The organism is Clostridium sp. 'deep sea', from assembly GCF_014931565.1.
Taxonomy (GTDB): domain Bacteria; phylum Bacillota; class UBA994; order PWPR01; family PWPR01.
Genome location: NZ_CP063353.1, coordinates 1,036,508 through 1,058,148, shown reverse-complemented (window position 1 = coordinate 1,058,148; position 21,641 = coordinate 1,036,508). Strand labels below are relative to the sequence as shown.

Sequence of the window (21,641 nt, the reverse complement as noted above, 5' to 3'; positions counted from 1 at the left end):
CTGTAAAAAACTTAAATGTAAGTTTAAAAAGCAAAAAAAAATAGTAAAAAACATTAGCTTTGCAGTTGAAAAAGGCAAAGTATTAGCTATTATTGGTGAAAGTGGTAGTGGCAAAACTCTTACCTGTAAAGCAATAATGCAAATACTGAATAAAAAAACCTTTTTAGTTACGGGTGGTATTCTTTTTAACAATATCAATTTACTGAACATCAGCCATAAGCAGCAACAGCAAATTATTGGTAAAGACATATCCATGATAATGCAAAACCCTATGACAGCTTTTGACCCTATGATGAAAATAGGTGCTCATATTATTGAAACACTGAAGGCGCATAGCAATTTAAATAAAAAACAAGCGTATAGCCTAGGTGTAGCTAGTCTAAACAAAATGAATTTACCAAGAGTGCAGGAATTAATGAATAGCTACCCCCATCAGTTAAGTGGAGGTATGTTGCAGAGGGTTATGATTGCCATTTCTTTAATGTTAAAACCCAGTATCATTATTGCAGATGAGGCAACAACAGCTCTAGATGTTAAGAATCAATCAATTATTCTTGAGGAGTTCAAAAAAATACGCAATGACGGAGTTGGATTAATTATAGTAACTCACGATTTTGGGGTAGTAGCTAAAATAGCTGATGAAGTAATTGTAATGAAAAATGGTGAAATCATTGAAAGTGGCTCCGTTTATAGAATATTTCATCATGCCCAAAATAACTATACAAAAGAACTATTAAAAGCCAGATTTTTAGTAGATGAGGTGGACAATGCATATTGTAAAGAATCTATCTAAACACTATACAACTAAAAATATTAAAGGAAAAAAAACACAAGTAATATCTGTGAAAAATATATCTTTTACTATTGAGGATAATCAAAGTTATTCCTTAGTGGGTGAAAGTGGTAGTGGAAAAAGTACTTTGGCACGTTTGATAACTGGAATTGAAAAACCTACAAGAGGTGAAATACTTTTAAACAATGAAAATATAGCAGATATGAGCAAAAAAAACATGCGTAAGTTTAGGTCTCAATTTCAATTAGTTATGCAAGATGGTCAAGGATCTTTAAACCCAAGAATGAAAGTGTATGACATAATTGCTGAGCCCTTAAAAAATTTTTTAAAACTATCAAAAACTCAAGAGCAACAAAGAATAAACCAGCTTTTAAAACAAGTTGAGTTGCCTATAGAATTTGCTAACCGATATCCCCATGAACTTAGTGGAGGACAGCAAAAACGAGTTTGTATTGCAAGGGCCATAAGTATTAAACCACAGTTAATAGTTTTTGATGAGGTTGTAAGTGGTTTAGATACCACAATAAAAAAGAAAATTTTAGATTTATTAATAAATTTAAGGCAACAAACATCATGTTCCTATTTGTTTATAACCCATGATATTGATGTTGCTATATATATGTCTAAAAATATTTTAGTGATGAAAGACGGTGAAGTTGTTGAGTATATAAAAAATATAAAGTCTTTTGCAGATTTTAAACACGAATACTCAAAAATGCTTATTCAATTTTTACCACCTAAAACACCAGAAATACGGTAATAAATTATGAAAGGAAATGTAAAATGTTAAAAAAAATATTAATAATTATAAATATAGCTGTATTAGTAATGGCATTAGTAACCGGCTGCTCAAGTAATGCTGTAACAAAAGATATAACAGAGGTAAATGAAATAACTATTTGTGAAAGTTGGGATTTTGAAAACGGGTTTAGTTCTGTTATTACACCTAGTAACAACAGCAACTATGGTATAAATTATTATTTATGTAATTTTTACGAGACATTAGTTAATTATGAAAATGGAAAAATAGTACCTGGACTCGCAGAATCTTGGTTGGTTTCTGACGATGGTCTTGTCTATACATTTAACTTAAAACAAGGTATTAAGTTTTCAGATGGAGCTGATTTTAATGCTGAGGTTGTTAAAAAAAACCTAGAAATGATTCCTAAACTATCTGGTATTTATGTAACATCATTTGCGAGTGTACCAACACTTATAAAGGATATTAAGGTAGCTAATAATTATAAAATAGAAGTTCATTTAACTACCCCATATTATGGTACACTTCAGGATTTTACAAAGCTTAATCCCTTTGGAATAATGTCACCTAATGCATTTACTGAAGATGATGAGTTATCTGACAAAATTATAGCAACCACCTTAGGTACTGGTCCATATATGTTCGACAGTAAGCTTGATACAGGTAACTATGTTTTTGTTTACAACCCAAATTACCATGGACAAAAGCCTGATATAGAAAAGTTTTACGTTAAAGTTATTCCAGATAATGAGGCTAAGGCTTTAGCATTACGTAATGGAGAAATAGATTTAATTTTTGGATCGAGTAAAATATCTTACGATGGATTTAAGGAGTTTACAGATAACAAAGATTTTAATACTAAAGTTTCTGATACTAGCATCAAATCTAGATTTTTATGTTTTAACTTAAATCAAGATCCTTTTAATGATAAAAATATAAGATTAGCAGTTAATCATGCAATTAACAAACAAAGTATTATTGATAACCTTTTATACGGGCTAGAAAAAAAATCAGATAGCTTTTTTAATAAAAAACTACCATACTGTAATGTAAATATAACACCCTATGAACATGATTTTGATAAAGCTAACCAGCTATTAACAGAGGCTGGTTGGATTGACCAAAATGGTGATGGAATACGTGAAAAAAATGGTAAAAAACTTATTGCAGAGTTTTTGTATCCAAGTGGTAAGGGTAATGTAGAGCAATTAGTTTTAACTTTTGCCTCAGTTTTTAAAAAAATAGGTATAGATATTAAACTAACAGGCTTAGACTTTATGGCTTGGTATGCAAAGTTGCAAGAAGGGGCTTATTCAATTGCCTATAAAGAGACTTATGATATACCTTTTGATCCTTATACAACTATAACTAATATGAATTCATCCATAATGGTAGATAATGCAATAATTCAAGCCTTAAGCCATTTGCCAAATGGAAATGACCGTATTATAGAGCTTAATTCCTTAACAGATGAAGATGTTATTCAAGAAAAATATAACTATCTTCTTAATGAAATTCACAAAAATGTTACCTTTGTACCTATTTCACATATGAATGAACTAGTTGTTTTTAATTCAAACAAGATATTAGATTATGAGTTTTTTGGTCAGCCATCTATTGTTAATTTAGCAGGTGTAAAGACTAAATAACTTAGCTATTAATAAAAGATATTTGGTAAATAATTAAAGTTGCAGATTACTAAAAATAGAGGGTGATATAATGAACAGCAATCGTAAAAATTTATTAGAAATGAATATGAGTAAACTATTTGTAAAGCTTGCTGTACCAGGCATAATAGGTATGTTAGCTGTTGGTTTATATAATATGGTTGATGCAATATTTGTAGGCCAATTTGTGGGAGCTGATGGTGTAGGTGCAATAACTATGGGATACAATATTGTATTGTTAAATCAAGCTATTTTATCGTTATTTGCAACTGGCGCTATGTCTTTATTATCGAGAGCTATGGGTGAAAAGGATCAAAAAACAATAGATAAATTGTTTGGCAATGTACTAATTAGTGTTGCGGTTTTATCCGTAATTTTAACTTTTTTTGTGTATGTTTTTGCTAGTCCATTATTACAGTTTCTTGGTGCTAAGGGTGAAATATTGGAATTAGGCATAAAATATATTCGAATTATTTCCTTAGGATTTTTATTTAGTAGTGTAGGACCAGCCTTAAACATGTTAATAAGAGGTGAGGGTAAAATGAAGTCAGCTATGACTATCATTTGTGTTGGAACAGTATTAAATATTGTACTTGACCCAATCTTTATTAAAGTACTAGGCTTTGGTATAGAGGGAGCTGCTATAGCAACTGTAATAAGTCAATTTGTTTATTTGATTGGTGATTTTATATACTTTAAATCAGGAAAAAGCATTATTAATCTTACCAAAAAAAGTTTTAAAATTTCGTTTGAGTTAATGCCAAAAATACTCTCTGTAGGGGTTTCAGGTATGCTAATGCAAATAATGAGTGCTTTGCAATTAGCAGTTTTACTAAAATCATTTTCACATTATGGTGGTAATAGTAGTGTTATAATTATGGGTGCTGCCTATCGTATTATGATGTTTGCATTTATACCAATGTGGGGTATTAGTCAGGGTTTACAGCCCGTATTAGGTGCTAACTATGGTGCGAAAAAATTTGATAGAGTTAAAAAGGCGTACGGCTCATTTACTAAAATAGCATCAATCATGGCTAGTATTGTTTGGCTCTGCTTTATGTTATTTCCTAAAACCATACTTAGTTGGTTTATTACAGATAAAGCTATGGTGTTATCTGGTATAACTAATTTTAGAATTTTTTTGGGAGTCTTTTTACTGTATGGATTTTTTGTTACCACAATTACCCTATTCCAAGCTTTAGGTCGGGGTGGTAAAGCAGCGTTTATGGTAATGGGAAGACAAATTATATTCTTTATCCCAACTGCTTTAATTTTACCAATATTTATTAAAGAGTTAGGTGTATGGTTAGCATTGCCACTAGCAGATATAGTAACCATAACTATTGCTATTATTATGGTTATAGGAGAGTTTAAAACCCTAAAAACGCTTAATACTAATAATGTAAATTTAATGGCGTAAAAGTTATGGGAGCCTAAAAATGAACACTCTCCAAAGTGATATTGCCTTTATGAGTAAATTGAAGCTACAAAATGTAATAACATCGGATATCACCTGCTTTAATATTCTTCCTAATTATGGATCAGGCAGGTTACAAATAACTAAAATTATACCAGGTTTGTTTTTAGTATATAATGATTTTAGAGTTAATAACAGAGTGTTATCTAGTGATACTCCAAAAACTAAAAAAACTTATATTAAAATAGACTACTGTTTAAATGGTTATTATAAATTTGAGCTTAACAATGAACTTGTAGGCATGGTAAAAAAAGGTAATAGTATTTTTTATACTGGAGTAAACAATTTTACAGAGGTGCAATACAGTGACGAGGTCTATAATAGTTTTTGCTTAATGTGTTATTTAAATGATTTAGATAGTAGCATTAGTAATATATTAGGGATTACTCTAGATGAGGTTTGGCAGTTTTATTATAATTTAGATGCAAGAAAAGATTACTTAATAATAAATACAAACTTGCAAAATTTAAAAATACTTAATTTTCTTGGAGAACTAAAAAAAAATGGTTTAGTAAATAATTTAGGATTGTTAAAGCTACGAGCACTAGAGTTATTTTTGTTTGAGATATACAATTATAAAAGCTATAATAATGCACCAGATAGATATTACCAAAAAACAACTATTAAAAAAATGGGGTTGATAAAAGATTTTATAGAGCAGAATATAACAGATCACTATAAAATTGAAGACTTAGCACATAGGTTTTGTTTAAGTAAAACAAAGCTAAAAGAGTGTTTTAAACATGTATATGGGGTAGGCCCATATTCGTACTTAAAAAATTATCGTATGAAGATAGCCAAAGACCTGCTAGAAAATAGCGATTTTAATATACTGGAAATAGCAAATAGAGTAGGGTATACTTCACCCAGTAAATTTGGAGTTGCGTTTAAAAATACGTATGAGGTAAATCCTTTAAAATATAGAAAAGCATTAAATCACAATATAAGAACTCAAGATTAAATTGAGTTCTTATTTTTTACTTATTAATAGTTAAAAGGCTAAACGGTATATATTTATGTACTTTTAGGGGAGAAAATAGAAGCCTAATATTGCAAAATTATAAGATAGTAGCATTCTTTGAATAGAATGCTACTTTTAATTTAGGCATTAAATGATAATGATAATTGTTATTATTAATGTAAATAAATTTGGTAAAGGGGTAAAAATGAGTAAAAAATTTTTAACAGTATTGCTTATTGTAGTATTAAGTATTTCAATTATTGGCTGTAACAATACTAAAGCTACTACCACAGTAGCTAAAGAGATAAACATCTGTGAGAGCTGGGGTTTTGATACAGGCTTTTCAACTGTAGTAGTGGGTGAGTCTTTGGGTATATTTTATTACCTAAGTAACTTTTATGATACCTTAGTTATTTATGAAGATGGCAAAATAAAACCAGGGTTAGCAAAAAGCTGGGAAATACAAGGAAATGACATAACCTTTAAGCTAAGAGATAATGTAAAATTTTCGGATGGAGAAGAGTTTAATGCTAATGTTGTTAAACTAAATTTTGAAAATATTCCTAAGTTATTAGGTGAAAGATACTTAGGTGCTTATGGTAAAGTTTTAACCTTACTTAAAGAAGTTGAGGTAGTTGATAATTTAACTGTAAAACTTAGGTTTACAAAGCCTTATTACGGACTATTATACGATTTAACAATGTTGCGTCCTATGGCTATGATGTCACCTAATGCCTTTACTAAAGAGGGATGTTCTCCTAAGTTATTAAGCTCAACCATGGGAACTGGTCCATATATGTTACAAAGTTTTGAAGAAAATATCTCCTATACCTTTGTAAAGAATCCATACTATTGGGGTGAACAACCCGACGTTGAGAAATTTACAATTAAGGTTATCCCCGATAACGAAGCTAAAGCTTTAGCACTGCGTTTAGGTGAGGTCGACATAATTATTGGCGACGATAAAACCTCTTACAATAGCTTTGTTGATTTTAGAGAACAACCTAATTTTGAAACAAAAATATCTAACGCAGATATAAAAACTAGATACTTTATTTTAAATTCAGAAACTGAATATTTTAGAGATATTAGGGTTCGACAGGCTGTATCTTTAGCAATAGATAAAAGTAAAATATGTACTTATATATTAAATAATATAGAAGAACAAACAGACAACTTTCTTAGTAAAAAACTACCTTACTGCAATGTAGATTTAGAGCCTAAAAAGCTTAATATTAATCTGGCAAAAAAACTCTTAACAGAGGCTAATTGGGTGGATAAAGATGGCGATGGTATACGAGAGCAAAATGGTAAAAAACTAGCCATAAAAATAGTACACCGTAGTGGTATGGGTGCAGAAGAAGATATGGTTTTAGCTGTAGCAAATAGCTTACATGAAATTGGATTTGAAGTAAAAACAGAGGGTTTAGAGATGTTAACTTGGTATACCTCTTTAGCAAAAGGTAATTTCGATATTGGCTATAATGAAACCTATGGTTTTCCGTATGACCCATATACAACAATAAATAATTTAGGTAGTAACAGTGCAGATCCAGCTACCATGAGAATTATGGCTTCAAGTAAAAATATAGATAATATGCTAAAAGAACTACTTAGTTGCACAAATAAAGACAGAATTACTGAAATATATAACATTGTACTTAAAGATATATATGATAATTATACCTCAGTACCTATTTCATTTATGAAACAGTTAGCAATCTACAATGATAAGATTAGTGACTATGTTTTTTTTGGGCAACCTTTTTATATTGATATTGCAGGTGTAAAGCTAAAATAAGGAGGTTGAGCTGTGCAAGAAATTAAAAAAGTATTTTCTTATGCTAAAGAGCATAAACGTAAAATTTATTACGCAATTATACTCGCTACTTTAAGTGTTTTAATTGGTATTATGCCTTATTATTTTGTTTACCGAATGGTAATAGAGTTTTTGCAACCTCAGCTAGTTACTAGTAGTTTTATATTACAAAATGTGCTACTAATTTTTGGCTGCTTTTTACTAAAGTCATTGCTATTTTTTAATGCAATGCGTTTTTCTCACCATGCTGCTTTTGATACTTTGTTAGGAATGCGAAGCAATATGGCAGAAAAACTGATAAAAATGCCTATGGGAGAAATAAGTAAAAAGGGCTCAGGTGAATATAAACAGATATTTGTGGATTTAATTGAAGATACGGAATCTATTATAGCGCACTTAATTCCAGAGGGAATCTCAAATACGGTAGTACCTATAGCTGTAGTAATTTTTTTGTTTGCAGTTAGCTGGAGAATGGCTTTATTAACTTTAGCTGTAATTCCAATTGCTTTAATATTCTTTAAAATTATGATGAGAGGAAGACTAAAAAAACTCCAGGGATTTTTAGCATCTTCTCAAAAAATGAATAATAATATTGTTGAGTTTATTGGAGGCATGGAGGTTATTAAAATATTTAACCAAACGACCTCTTCGTTTAAGAAATACACCAGTTCAGTACAGGATTATAAAGACTTTACTCTTGGTTGGTCGAGAGATTCTTGGCCATCTTTAACAGCCTTTTATGTTATTTTACCTTGTACTGTATTGCTTTCCTTACCTTTAGGAGCCTTATTTATTTTACAAGGCACCTTAAGCATTCAGGCTTATATTCTTTGTATGTTGTTATCTTTAAGCTTAGGAACACCACTTTTGAGATTAACAGAGTTTGGTACTAATTTTCAGTTAGTCACCCAAAAAAGTCGTATTATAGATGAAATCTTAACTAAAAAAGAGCTACTAACAACCACTAATCCTATTAAGCCTAATAACTACAATGTTAAGTTTAGCAACGTAAGCTTTGCCTATGATCAACAAGAAGTTATTAAAGGTATATCATTTGAGGCTAAAGAAAATACGGTCACAGCCCTAGTAGGCAAATCTGGTAGTGGTAAATCAACATTAGCAAAGCTATTAGTTAGATTTTGGGATGTTAAAGATGGGGAGATAAGTATTGGTTCAGTAAGTATTAAAGATATGTCTTTTAAAATGCTAATGGATTGTGTTAGTTATGTATCACAAGACATTCATCTTTTTAACACCTCTATTATAGAGAATATTAGAATGGGTAAACCAAGTGCTAGTGATGCAGAAGTAGTAAAAGTTGCTAAGCTAGCTGAGTGCCATAACTTTATTATGCAAATGGAGCAGGGATATAACAGTAATATTGGTGATAGTGGAGCAAAGCTTTCAGGTGGACAGCGCCAGCGTATTTCTATTGCTAGAGCATTATTAAAGGACTCTCCCATAATAGTACTAGATGAAGCAACAGCCTTTACTGACCCTGAAAATGAAGACAAAATACAGCGTGCCTTAAATGGCTTAATAAATGGTAAAACACTAATAGTTATTGCTCATAAGTTATCTACTATTGTAGAAGCAGATAATATAATTTTAGTAAATGAAGGCACAATAGCTAAACAGGGTACTCATAAAGAACTACTTAAAGACTCAGAGCTTTATCAATTAATGTGGAGTTCTCATTGCGAGTCACTTAACTGGGATATAAGAGTTAAGGAGGAGGCATAAATGATAGGTATAATAAAAAGGTTATTAAGACTTGCAGATAACTTTGCAGCACGAATTAAAGCTTCCTTGATTTTTGGCTTTTTTGAAGGCATATTTATTAATTTTACTATTTTTGCAATGCTATTAGTGCTTTCAAGGGCTATAAACAATGATCTAACCTTGCGCACAGTGAAGATAAGTGCTGTACTTGTTGCAATAGGATTACTGGGTCAATATGTATTTAAGAGACTTATTTACAAATATCAAGACGAAACTGGCTATATGATATTTGAGCGTGAAAGACTTAAAATTGGTGATCATTTAAAAAGATTGCCTATGGGATATTTTAGTGAAGGAAACCTAGGTAATCTTACTGCAGTAGTGACCTCAGATATAACATTTGTTGAAATGTTTGCTATGAACTCTATCTATAAAGTGGCTAATGGCTTTATATCAATTATTATCGGAAGTATATTTTTATTTTTTTTAGACTATCGAATTGCCTTAATCTCTTTAACTGTGTATGTTTTGGCAATGATTTTATTAAGCTATATTCAAAAGATTGGTAAAAAACAGTCTTTTAAAAAGCAAAAAATTCAAGCAAAGCTAAGCGGAGCTGTATTAGAGTATATTCAGGGTATATCTGTAATAAAGGCCTTTAATATGACTGGTGGTAAAAGTAAGGATTTACTAAATTCATTTAAATTAACAAGAGATCATTCAATTGAGTTTGAAGAAAGTTTTATTCCACCAAATTTCTTGTATGATATGTGTTTTTACATTGGTATAACGTTAACTGTTTATTTTTCTTCTGAATTTTGGTTAAGTGGAACGTTAAGCTTAAACGTATTATTAATGCTTTTAGTCTTTATTTTTGAGTTTTACATGCCAACAAAAGCACTGGGTATACTTACAGCCAAGATGAGGGTGATGGACGCTGCTCTTGATAGATATGAGGCTGTAAAGCAGGTTAAAATTATAGATGAAAATTCCCAAAATATTGAGTTAAATAACTATGAAGTAGAGTTTAGTAATGTAACCTTTGCCTATGATTCTAAGGATGTTTTGCATGATATTAATTTTAAAATACCACAACAAAGCATGACAGCCTTAGTAGGCCCATCGGGTTGTGGTAAAACAACAATAGCCAATTTAATAGCTCGTTTTTGGGATGTACAATGTGGTGAAATTAAAGTCGGTGGAGTTAATGTTAAAGAAATTTCCTGTGATAGCTTACTAAAAAATATTAGTATGGTATTTCAAAAGGTATACTTATTTAACGATACAATACTAAACAATATAAAGTTTGGTAAACCTAACGCTAGCATGCAAGAGGTTATTGATGTTTGCAAAAAAGCAAGGTGTTATGACTTTATAATGCAGCTAGAACATGGCTATGACACAATGGTAGGAGAGAGTGGTTCTAACTTATCGGGAGGAGAAAAGCAACGAATTTCTATAGCCCGTGCTATGCTTAAGGATGCTCCTATAATATTATTAGATGAAGCCACTGCGAGTGTAGATCCAGATAACGAAAAACATATTCAAATGGCTATTAATGAATTAGTAAAAGATAAAACTTTAATTGTGATAGCTCATAGGTTGTCTACCATTAAGGCAGCAGACCAAATTATAGTACTTAATAATGGTAGAATAATTGAAAAAGGCATACATCAAGAGCTACTACAAAACAAAGGTCAATATTATGATTTTTGGCTTAGAAGACAACAAGCAAGTAGCTGGAAAGTAAAAAAATAAGTTAGTGGTGGCTTACCACTAATAACTAAGTTACCCAAGTTAGGAGAGTCTATTTAATATATTAGGTAGTAAAATACGCAAAAAGACATAGTCTAATTGCGTATTTTGTACTTATCTTGATAATAAATATTATCTACTTTTAAATAAAATTCTCTCAATCAACTCTTTATTCTCAAATAAAGAGCAACCACCATTATGTTCCTCTAATAGGGCATGGGTATCACGTATATTTGCTAACATTCTTGAGTTTAGGGCCTCTTTAAGACTAACATTCTTTAAATTAATATCGGAGTAGGGAGCAAATGGACAAGCCTCTACGTCGCCCATTGCATTAAGGTGCATAAATCCTCTACCAGCTGCTAAACAACCGCCAAAATCTGCTTCATCTCCCGGAAAAGCAATAAAAATAGCATTAAACTTTTCTCGTAAATAATTAAGCCTATTATTTAAATTTATTCGCTGACTTTCATTGATAACTAAGTTTTCAGTTGTTGGGTCAAATGGTATATACTCTATATACATAAATACTCTACAGCCTTTATTAATAAACTGCTGAATATATTCTTCACTTAAAACTTTAATATAGTTTTCAGTAGTAAGAGTTAATGATATACCATAAAAAATTCTTTTCTTTTTTAATAAGTCTAAATTAGCAATTACTACTTCATAAACACCCTTACCTCTCCTATTATTGGTAAGAGTTTTATCTCCCTCAATACTTACAATAGGCACAATATTTCTACTTAAGGCAAAGTAATTAACCCACTCATCATTAATTAGTAAGCCATTAGTGAACATCGGAAAAATTATTTCTGGATAGTTAATACAGTCTTTTAATAACTGCTTTTTTAGTAAAGGTTCACCACCAGCCAATAAAATAAATGATATTCCTAAATCTCTAGCTTGCACAAAAATATTACTCCAGTCATTAGCGGTTAATTCAATACCACTTGCTGTAGGTTTCTGTTGGTCATAACAGCCTTTACACTTTAAGTTACAGCTTTTTGTAATAGAGGCAATTAAAAAGGGTGGTACATGTATGTTTTGCTCTTCATAATAGTTGCGTTTTTTTTCACTATTCTTTTGTTTTAAGGTGATTTTAATAATATTTTTGACTGATGAAAAATCTGCTAAAGCTATTTTAGTAAATTCTTTTATTAAAATACTTATATTATTATTAAGCTTTTTGGTCAGCTCTTTGTTTTCTACTGCAGGTATTAAAGTTTCTTTCATAAATAAGTTCTCCTAGTAAGCTATAATATTAGCTTTAATATAGTTATTACCTATTTTATTTTAATACAATATCTTTAAGTAATGGTTAATGTTTGGTAAGAATGTGTGGTTTATAACTCTTATACCCATAATAAATTTATTTTTAATAAATATAACAGTACATAATTATGCTATTATATACACATAAAAATAAATATGGAGAGTTTTATGAAAAAGATAATAAGAATAGTGAGCTTTTGTTTACTTATAATTATAATGTATTCATATAAAGAAGTAGCTAATTATGAACCAGCGCAATTAAATTTAATGGCAAATATTACAGAATACCATACAGCAACAAGTAATGAGTTTGAAGTAGAAATAAACTTTAGATGGAACAAAACTCCTTTAAACAGTACGGATGATTTTATAGTTGTTTTTTTTGAAGATGACCCTTTTCTTAATATTAACAAGTCACAAATACTCTGTGAATATTTTAATGACTATAGTAAAGTTAGAACAACAGTACCCTTAAACGAAAACGGCGAAGCAAAAATTCCACACACTTATACAAAAAACAATAGAATATACTACTTATATAGTGGTAAAGGAAAGTTATATTTTAATAACTTACATAGAGATGAATTAAATATTAGAGTTAGGTATTTACACAATACGTTTAGTAAAAGTAAACAATTTCACAGCAGTAGATATTTATTAGATCCAGTACATCTACCAGTTTTAGCTGAGGTAGATTTAAATAATATCTATTTTGATAAGCCATATAACCCAAAGGATTTTTCTACTCCTAAACGTGTTGTAGTTTATGATGAAGTACCTTGGTATTACACAGTTCTAAACTTTATAAAAAACAAGCTTATATTAATTAACATTTTAGTTTTAGCTTGTATTGCTCCTGTGGTTGATCAAATATTAATAGGCTATAAAAATAATGAATTTGTTAATGATATTATATTGGTACTAACAATACTAATTTTATTAGCAATGTTATTTACTATTACAGTAATTTTATTTAATAATGTGCCAATAAACTATGGACTATTAAATGTTATTATTAGTTCTTTAAATATTACTATTATATTAGGTACAATCTTCTTAATTATATTTTTGCCTTTAGTTATAAAAAAGCATAGCTTACATAGTCGTTTATGTAGACTATATACTTCAGTAATAGCAATAGCTTTATATGCTGTACTTTACAAAAGCATGTTGAGCTAAAAAGAAGCAATGAACTAAAATTTTAAGTTAAAGAAAACTTTAAGGTTACTTTGATTCTTATAATTATTTTTTAGTTAATTTATATAATGATAAATTTGTTTAATTAACAACAAATTATCTAAATAGTAATAGCTATTAGTGCTCATAAAAAGCACTATATTAGAAATTAACGTAAGTATTTATGTAATAATATGTTAATTGTGGAATTATATAAGTTGGTGTATCAAATTACATTTGTTATTATAGTAATAATTTGTATAGAATAAATTGTAAGTATTACATATTTGTTTATAAAGAAATGAGGAAAAATGAAAAAGATACTTGTAGTAATAACAATGTTATTAACAATGTTCTCTGGAGTAGCTTATGCTGAAGGTAATGGTAATTTTGGTGGATTACCAACTGTAAATGTAAACATCGATGGTGAGCAATACGCTGGAGATATACCTGCTATAAAGTTTAGAGATAGTACAATGGTGCCAGCTGAGTATTTTGCTGAGTATATGGCAGCTTCTGTAGAGTGGAATAGAGACAATAATAGCATACATATAAGTACTGAAGATGAAGATAAATTTAAAATCTTTGAGCCACTCAAAGACAAAAAACAACTAACTACAGTACAGTTATCTGAATTAACAAAATACACCGTATTAATAGAGTGTTTTGATGGTGAAGGTGAATTTATATCAAGAGGTTCTGGAATTATTATTGGTGATGGTACAATTGTAACTAATTATCATGTATTAAAAGACGCCTATACGTTTCAAATTACAGATAATGATGAAAATATAATTGAATTTAAGGATTGCCAAATATTAGGATGGAGTTTTTATTGGGACTTAGCCCTTATAAAGATTCCTAATGCTAAAGAGGGTTTAACTATAGCAACTTCAAAAACAAAGTTAGGTGAAGATGTAATAACTATAGGATGTCCCTTAGGTTTAAACTCTGTATCTACAGGTATTATTAGTGGTTACCCTGAAGTTGACGGTCAATCATATATTCAAACCAGTGCCCCAATTTCTCCAGGCAGTTCAGGCGGAGCACTTTTAAATACCTACGGAGAAATTATAGGAATAACAAGTGCCTCAATGGTTATGGGACAAAACATAAACCTAGCAATTCCAAGTGATAAATTGCTTAAATACTTAAATAGAGAGCGTAATAATCCATCAAGAGTATTATCTTATGAGAATGAAGACGGTAGTACTTATTTTGGAGAGGTCGATATTTATGGATACCCTCATGGTAAAGGTAAGTTAACATACCCTAACGGAGAATTTATGGAAGGAACATTTCAACACGGAGATATAAATGGTAATGTATCTATTAATCTGAATGAAAATACATCCTATGTAGGATATATGAAAAATGATAAACAAGATGGTTATGGTATTATAATCGCCAAAGATGAAGGCTTATTATCTGGCAACATAACGGAGACAGGATTTCAAGGTGTGGTTTTAGCTGTCTCTGAGGAAATACCATTTGCCTATGGCACGATGAAAGATGGCAAAAAAAATGGCATATTTTTTGAAATTTATTCTCCAAGGGAGATGTATATTGTTGAGTACAAAATGGGTAAAGAAATATTCAGAAAGCAAATAGATTATCTTGAACTTGGAAAAGAGGATTAAAAATGAAAAAGTTCTTAAGTATTTTATGTTTAGCAGTATTATTAACAGCCAATATAGCTTATGCTGAATCAAATAAAACCATAGATGGCTACTCTACTGGTAGTCTATATATAAATAACCAAGAGTATAAAGGTGAAGTGCCTGTAATTATAGTAGAGAACACACCCATGATACCAATAAAATCACTAAAAGAATTTGGTGATGTCAGCATATCTTGGGATAACGAAAGCCAATCGGTTTTAGTAAAAAAATATAGCAAAAAACCAATAACTATTAACCAAATAGTTAAAGAAAAGCAGGAACTTTCTAAAGAGGAACTATGGAAAGTAGCAGCTAAAACAATAGTAGTTAATTCCTTTGATCATAAGGGTCAGTTCTTAACAAAAAGTACTGCAATAAAAATTACTAATAAGATAATACTTACCAGTTACCTAACCCTACATGATGCATTTACATTTAATATAGAAGATAAAAATAAAGCAATACAAGATTTTGAAAATTTAGATCTTAAAAGGGTAGATAAAGAACTTGATTTTGCACTTATTAATGTGCCAGAGTATACTGATACAATTGCTTTATCAAATATTGAGGTAACTAAAAGTGATGTATTATATCTTTTAGGTAGCCCGCTTAGTGAGACACCCGCTGTAAAAGAAGTGAAAGTAACTGATATAGTGGAGCTAAATGAAAAATCTTATTTAAAAATAAACTATAAGCTCTCTAAAGAACATTTAGGCAGTGCAATTATTGATAAATATGGAGAGCTTGTAGGTATGGTAGTAGAACAACTTATAGATGGTGAAAAAATCTATTTAATTAGTACTAGTAAAAATATTAAAGATTATCTAACTAAAGTACAAAATACGACAGATGATGTAATAGCTATTGTTTATGAAAGTGGTGCAACCTATGTTGGTGAAATAAATGAACTAGGTGAGAGGCATGGTTATGGCAAAATAATCTATTGCGATGGTGGAGCATATAAAGGTATCTTTAGATATAATCAAGAAGAAGGTTTAGGTGAAATATATTATGACTCTGGAAATACTTATGTAGGTTTATTTAAAGACAGAATACCCTATGGTTATGGTATTTACACCTGGGCTAATGGAGATCGCTACAAAGGTTTGTTTGAGAAGGGGAAATTTAGCGGTATAGGTTGTTTTGAAAAAAAAGATGGATCAATACAATATGGAACAATGAAAAAAGATTCAAAAAATGGTGTTTTTATAGAAGTAGATAAAATGGGTAGAGTTTATTACGTGATTTATAGAAATGATAAAGAGGTTAGTAAAAAATTTGTAAAAGTAACTCAGGCCTATAAAAAAACTAAAAAATAAATATAACCTATAAAATAGGCTATTAAGTGGCCTATTTTTGCTTTAAACAAAATAAAACATATAATTAGGTATTTAGTGTAGTAACAATATTGAACTTAATAGTTATTATATAAACACATTTTATTTTAGGTAAGCTTGTCACATAACCTTATTATCTTAATAAAATATTAGTAGAAAAGCTATTATGCAAATTATAAAATGATTATAATATTTTAAGTATAATTACTTTTTGATACTCGCCATTTTTCGTAAAATTTAGCTTAAAACTTGACAAACCAAAACTCGTAAAACTATAAATAAACTTTTAACGTGAAAAATATTAGCTCATTTAGCTGTTGATTAAAAAAGTTTATTAAAGGGGATTGGATAAATGAATTATAGTGTTATATTAAATAATTTAAAGCAAAGCGTAATAACAGAACTTAAGTATAAAGATGAGTTGAAAAAAAATGAGATTATTAAAAAGCTAGAACTTTATATTAATAAAATCTTTGGTAAAAATAGCGAGTATTTAGTTATCCTTAGTGAAATACAGTTTGGTTGCTGGAATACGTGTAATGAAGATTTACAACGTTACTCTTGGCAAAAAGCAACTAATAAACTGTGTAATCTCATAACAATAATACTTGAAGATTTATCTTTAACTACAGATGATATTAAGTGTTATAAAAAAAAACTAGCGAATGATAAAGTATTTATCATTCATGGTCACGACGGAGAGTTAAAACAAGAAGTAGCTAGATTTATAGAAAAATTAGGGCTAAAAGCAGTGATTCTTCATGAACAAATAAAAACAGGTGAAACAATAATGGAAAGAATAGAGGGTTACTCAAATATAGGCTTTGCGATAGCTTTACTGAGCCCAGATGACAAAGTTCTTTCAAGCAACCTAAGTGGTAAAAGCAGCGAAACCTATCGTGCTAGACAAAATGTAATATTTGAGATGGGTTTTTTTATTGGCAGAATAGGTCGTAACAGAGTTTTTACAATTGTTAAAGGAGAAAACCTAGAGATACTTTCCGATTTTGGAGGGGTAGTATACTATAGCTACGATAACGACTGCTGGAAGTTAAGCTTAATTAAGGCTTTAAACAATGTAGAATATAAAGTTGATGCTAATAGTCTTCTTTAGTGAGTAAGAATAAATAAGTATAAAATCAGAGATAAATAGCTAACTTATCTCTGATTTTAATTTAAAATGGTAATTTTAAATTAAAAACTAAAATAATTGTTTGTAACTATGAAGATTGTGGTAAAACAAAATGTAATAATTCTTAGCTATATACATTTTAAATTTAATCTACATTAAAGGTAATTTAAATAAAATATTTATAAAAAGAACATAAAATTTATAATCTTATATAGAAATTTAGTTTATTGTAGAGTATAATTTTCATAAGGAATTATAATTACATAAATAAATACAAAATTACATAATACACCTATATATAAATATTGTTTTCAGTATCACTAAATTTGCTTTCATTTGAATTTTTATAAAAGTATAAGTATAAGAGGTGGTAGGTATGAGACCTGAGAACGGAAGTGCTATTGGAAGGCTTGTAGATGAATTATCTTGGGCTAATAATGGCATGAGAGATTTTGGAGGAGGTGGTTTTGGCTACGATAATGTACTAACAACAGAAGTACTACAAGCTCTTGACTATTTACCAAGAGAGAATTATCTTGGTAAAATTTTTTGTAGTGCACATGGTAACGAACTAACAAAAAAGTCTTTATGTAAAGATGCAGAACAACTGAACTTAACAATTTTACCGGGAAATTACTATTTAAAACCTAATCCCAAAACACATGAGGAAGGTTTTGCGGTGCAACCAGATGCAATTTTAGAATCGAATAAACATTTTATAATAGTTGAAGCGAAAAGACCTAAAAGAGGATCATTTCACATTAAACAACTAGCTCGAGATTTTGTTTTGCTCACTAAAAATAGTAGTATTAAAAAGCCAGCACTATTTCTTATATTAGGTGAAAAACCACCAATAATTCTTAATAGAGCCGGTAAATTCCCAATAGAAGAAGCAATTCAAATTTACTTAAAAGATGCTATTAAAGAAGCTGGAGAGTACCCATATTATTACGAAGAAGCATTAAGGAAAATTGAACCCATAGTATTGTGGACTACTTGGGCTGAAATAAACACCATAGCACAAGAACAACTTGCCCATGAATTACAGCAATCATCAATGTACAATTGTATTGAAAGATTAGTAAATTCTATATCATATTCTATTAACACATATATATAGGCAATTATTTTGGAGTATACATATTATATTTATAACCAATAAATGAGTAATACATTAAAGTATTATTCTTTTTTTGTTTAAAACCAAAAAGAAATGGGTAAATACTTATGTATATTAAAAAATGGAGACAAATAAAATGAATATAATATTTAACATACTAAATTGGTTAGTTTCGCCCCAACGTAAAGGTTACCCACTAACTAAACCAATTTATACAATACTACAAATACCTTTATTTTTACTAATACTAAATTTAATAAAAAAACATCCAATACAACTAAAAGAAGTAATCTTTTTTAGCTGTGTTAGTGTTGTTTTAATGATAATTTATGCCATAGCCAATTGGGACGATCAACGAAAAAACAAGTATAAAAGCTAAAGAATAGCTAATTAACAATTTATGAATGATTATCATTAATAGTGGTTACAGCTGTATATGGAACGCATTGCATGGGTTTCGCTTTTCATTTTGCTTCGTTAGATGATTATCTATCTTCTTTTAACATATTGCCCCATACCAAAAAATATACTATAATAAATACAGCAATTTGGAGAGGAGTACATACAATGAAACATTTTAAAACAATTAATAAGCCAACATTAGCTACTTATAAAAAAGCTTGTAAAGAGTGCAAAACTAGCTGTCAGTCTGCCTGTAAGACTAGTTGTACTGTCAGTAGCCAAAACTGCGAAAGTAAGTAAAATTCCTATATTGCTCTGCTCTCATTATATAATGATTTTTAAGGTAGGAGACTTTGTCAATCAAAACTCCTTTTGTACGAAAATTTTTAATTTAGCATACTCGTTCGAATAGCTTCAGTGAAAATTTTCTAGCGCCTTGACAGCAAGCGATCACTAAATTTTACCCTAAAAATGTAACGCTTCTTTAATTTCGTTACTATTACAAACATAAAATGCATACTAAAGGTATGCTTTTTTATTATGGGTTTTGGCTAGTTGAGATTGCGAAACTGAGAAAGAATAAACCATGCGCTATACGGGTGTGGAAGCAAAGTTATACAAAAGAATAGAGCTTTATCCCTAAGTGTAGAAGGAAAAAAGATGCAGTTAAAATAAATAGAATAATCTGTGGATAGCAAAAAAGTCACCAACTGGCGACTTTATTAAGTATTACTTCTTTTTCACAAGAGCTATAATATCCATCTCTGGTGGGTTTTTAATTATTTCATCTGGTGCTGTTAAAACCTGTTGTGGTAAGGGGTGGTCTTTTAGACAACGGTAGTCATAATGTTCTGCAGCAAAGGTGCTTATCATTTCGTAATTACTATTGGGTAGCCATGTTTGTAAAAAGTAATTAAAAGCCTTGTCAAGAGCATCGTTAGTTAGATTATGAAAAGTTTCTGCTGAAAACGTACAAACAGCATATAATCCTGCTGGTATAGTATATTGATATAAATCATGGTGACTCTCGGTTAACTGCTCAACCTGAGCAGCGGCTAAATAGTTAAATTTTCCTTTGTTTTTAGATGGAAAAGAAATACCAAATTGTACACCTGGTCTTATATTTGATATGCTGTTTTTAACAGTAAAGAATTTGTTCCAAGCTACACCTGGATTATCTTGACCAGCAGGTGCCATTGAACACTCTTGTATAACACCAGCTATTTTAATCTCTTCTGTTATTTCTTTAATACTCATCTCTAACACAATTCCAGCTGCTATTAAAGGAACTGCTATATCTGCAATACGATACTTTAGTGATAAATCTGGTTTATAAAAGTGAGCAAGAGGTATATTACTTTTTCTGTACTGAGTAGGTGTCATTTCGTAGATAGATTTAAAGGCCCTTATAAAAGTCTCTAAACTATTAAAGCCATAACTAAAGGCAATGTCAGTAATCTTTTCACCATTCTTAATGTTCTCGGCTGCCTTTGCCACACGCCTTAACTTTACATATTCCATAACAGTTACTCCCACAAGCTTATAGAATAGTCGTTGAAAATAAAATTTTGATAACATTGCTTTCTCAGATAACTTATCAATGTTTAGTTCTGTATGTAGGTGTTTCTCAATGTATTCAATTATGTTTTGCATATCTATGTGACTGTTCATATGTATCTCCTCATTTTCATATTTTATAGTTTTATAGTAGCATTGCAACTTTTAAATTTCTTGATGGAAAATGCTTTTTAAGTCATTTTTTGCTCTCTATTATGTAAAATGAAAATATGAACAGCTAAAAGGAACTTACAATAGTATTTTTTTGGTGGTATTTTATTTTATAATCTACTCACAATATGCTCAATTTCTGTAAACCCATTGAGTAATTTTGTTTTGAAAAAAGTAGGATATAGATGAGTGTTAGGTAAATCATTAAGAGCAATCCAGTGAAGGCTTTCTTTTTTGTTACCATTATAAAAAGTAATGTTACTATTTTGTTTCATTAAATAATAAAAAGCTATTTCATGTAGTGGTATTTGTTTAGTTGGATGGTTATATAGGTATTCATGTACAAATGCTAGTTTCTCTATCTCAAAAATTTCATTAGTTTCTTCGTAGGTTTCTCTAATTACTGCTTGCTCTGTGGTTTCATTAAGCTTTACCTTACCTCCAACAGAGTAGTAACCGTTTATATCTACATGCTTTATCATCAGTAATCTGCCCTTGTTGATAATAATTGCACCCACTCTAAAAGTAAAATTACCTAGTTCATTATTATATGTTATGTCATTGTTTTGCAAATCAAACACCTCCTAGTATACGTAATTTTAATATATCATTTTTAGTTAGCATATTGCTATAAGTGTATAGTAAGCTTTAATAATACACACAATCTAGCCTAAAAAAAGTTTTATAATCACATAAGTAATTATATAAAAGGCTACACAATATAAGTTGGTGTTAAACATACCCGCTTATTATAATTAAAACTCTATATTAAATGGTTGTACATAAAACATAGAGATGTTATTATAAGTTGTTATATAATGCTTAGGTTTTAAGCATATAAAAGCAAAATTCAAGC

18 protein-coding genes are annotated in these 21,641 nt (G+C 29.8%); 15 read left to right on the top strand and 3 right to left on the bottom strand.

Annotated features, from left to right (window positions below; translation table 11 throughout):
- Positions 1-40: 40 nt before the first annotated feature.
- The 8 genes from IMX26_RS04960 to IMX26_RS04925 all read left to right on the top strand — a co-directional run bounded on the left by IMX26_RS04960 (position 41) and on the right by IMX26_RS04925 (position 10,957).
- Positions 41-793, top strand: coding sequence for an ABC transporter ATP-binding protein (locus tag IMX26_RS04960; protein WP_195161349.1), 753 nt, complete (start codon positions 41-43; stop codon positions 791-793).
- A complete protein-coding gene (locus tag IMX26_RS04955; protein ID WP_195160575.1) occupies positions 768-1,553 on the top strand; it encodes a dipeptide/oligopeptide/nickel ABC transporter ATP-binding protein in 786 nt (261 codons plus the stop codon). Before IMX26_RS04960 ends, IMX26_RS04955 begins: the two co-directional genes overlap by 26 nt.
- A 23-nt stretch (positions 1,554-1,576) precedes the next feature.
- Positions 1,577-3,202 carry an ABC transporter substrate-binding protein gene (locus IMX26_RS04950; protein ID WP_195160574.1) on the top strand — a complete coding sequence of 542 codons (1,626 nt, stop codon included), beginning with the start codon at positions 1,577-1,579 and terminating at the stop codon, positions 3,200-3,202.
- 70 nt (positions 3,203-3,272) lie between these two features.
- Complete coding sequence (locus IMX26_RS04945) at positions 3,273-4,640, top strand: MATE family efflux transporter (RefSeq protein WP_195160573.1); 1,368 nt, start codon at positions 3,273-3,275, stop codon at positions 4,638-4,640.
- 19 nt (positions 4,641-4,659) lie between these two features.
- Positions 4,660-5,658 carry an AraC family transcriptional regulator gene (locus IMX26_RS04940; RefSeq protein WP_195160572.1) on the top strand — a complete coding sequence of 333 codons (999 nt, stop codon included), beginning with the start codon at positions 4,660-4,662 and terminating at the stop codon, positions 5,656-5,658.
- A 205-nt stretch (positions 5,659-5,863) separates the two neighbouring features.
- A complete protein-coding gene (locus tag IMX26_RS04935) occupies positions 5,864-7,459 on the top strand; it encodes an ABC transporter substrate-binding protein (protein ID WP_195160571.1) in 1,596 nt (531 codons plus the stop codon).
- Between the two features lie 12 nt (positions 7,460-7,471).
- A complete protein-coding gene (locus IMX26_RS04930; RefSeq protein WP_195160570.1) occupies positions 7,472-9,220 on the top strand; it encodes an ABC transporter ATP-binding protein in 1,749 nt (582 codons plus the stop codon).
- A complete protein-coding gene (locus IMX26_RS04925; RefSeq protein ID WP_195160569.1) occupies positions 9,221-10,957 on the top strand; it encodes an ABC transporter ATP-binding protein in 1,737 nt (578 codons plus the stop codon). It begins immediately after the preceding gene.
- 129 nt (positions 10,958-11,086) lie between these two features.
- Here the strand turns inward: IMX26_RS04925 and IMX26_RS04920 are convergent, their stop codons facing one another.
- Positions 11,087-12,190, bottom strand: a complete 1,104-nt coding sequence (locus IMX26_RS04920; RefSeq protein ID WP_195160568.1) for a radical SAM protein — start codon at positions 12,188-12,190, stop codon at positions 11,087-11,089.
- Positions 12,191-12,397: 207 nt separating this feature from the next.
- Here IMX26_RS04920 and IMX26_RS04915 point away from each other — a divergent pair, with 207 nt between their 5' ends.
- The 7 genes from IMX26_RS04915 (at position 12,398) to scfA (ending at position 19,357) form a co-directional block, all read left to right on the top strand.
- Positions 12,398-13,408, top strand: a complete 1,011-nt coding sequence (locus tag IMX26_RS04915; protein WP_195160567.1) for a hypothetical protein — start codon at positions 12,398-12,400, stop codon at positions 13,406-13,408.
- A 308-nt stretch (positions 13,409-13,716) separates the two neighbouring features.
- Entirely contained in the window at positions 13,717-15,045 is a 1,329-nt protein-coding gene (locus IMX26_RS04910) for a trypsin-like peptidase domain-containing protein (RefSeq protein WP_195160566.1), read from the top strand.
- A 2-nt stretch (positions 15,046-15,047) separates the two neighbouring features.
- The gene (locus tag IMX26_RS04905) at positions 15,048-16,385 is read left to right on the top strand and encodes a trypsin-like peptidase domain-containing protein (protein ID WP_195160565.1); all 1,338 of its coding nucleotides are present in this window, start codon (positions 15,048-15,050) and stop codon (positions 16,383-16,385) included.
- A 370-nt stretch (positions 16,386-16,755) separates the two neighbouring features.
- The gene (locus IMX26_RS04900) at positions 16,756-17,517 is read left to right on the top strand and encodes a nucleotide-binding protein (protein WP_195160564.1); all 762 of its coding nucleotides are present in this window, start codon (positions 16,756-16,758) and stop codon (positions 17,515-17,517) included.
- Positions 17,518-17,911: 394 nt separating this feature from the next.
- Positions 17,912-18,655 (top strand): hypothetical protein, encoded by a 744-nt coding sequence (locus tag IMX26_RS04895; RefSeq protein WP_195160563.1) that lies wholly within the window; start codon positions 17,912-17,914, stop codon positions 18,653-18,655.
- 136 nt (positions 18,656-18,791) lie between these two features.
- Positions 18,792-19,034, top strand: a complete 243-nt coding sequence (locus tag IMX26_RS04890) for a hypothetical protein (RefSeq protein ID WP_195160562.1) — start codon at positions 18,792-18,794, stop codon at positions 19,032-19,034.
- 188 nt (positions 19,035-19,222) lie between these two features.
- On the top strand, positions 19,223-19,357 hold the full coding sequence (gene scfA / locus IMX26_RS04885) for a six-cysteine ranthipeptide SCIFF (protein WP_195161348.1): 135 nt from the start codon (positions 19,223-19,225) through the stop codon (positions 19,355-19,357).
- 429 nt (positions 19,358-19,786) lie between these two features.
- Here the strand turns inward: scfA and IMX26_RS04880 are convergent, their stop codons facing one another.
- Both IMX26_RS04880 and IMX26_RS04875 read right to left on the bottom strand, forming a co-directional pair.
- Complete coding sequence (locus IMX26_RS04880; RefSeq protein WP_195160561.1) at positions 19,787-20,728, bottom strand: AraC family transcriptional regulator; 942 nt, start codon at positions 20,726-20,728, stop codon at positions 19,787-19,789.
- 167 nt (positions 20,729-20,895) lie between these two features.
- The gene (locus IMX26_RS04875) at positions 20,896-21,357 is read right to left on the bottom strand and encodes an NUDIX domain-containing protein (protein ID WP_195160560.1); all 462 of its coding nucleotides are present in this window, start codon (positions 21,355-21,357) and stop codon (positions 20,896-20,898) included.
- Between the last annotated feature and the right edge of the window lie 284 nt (positions 21,358-21,641).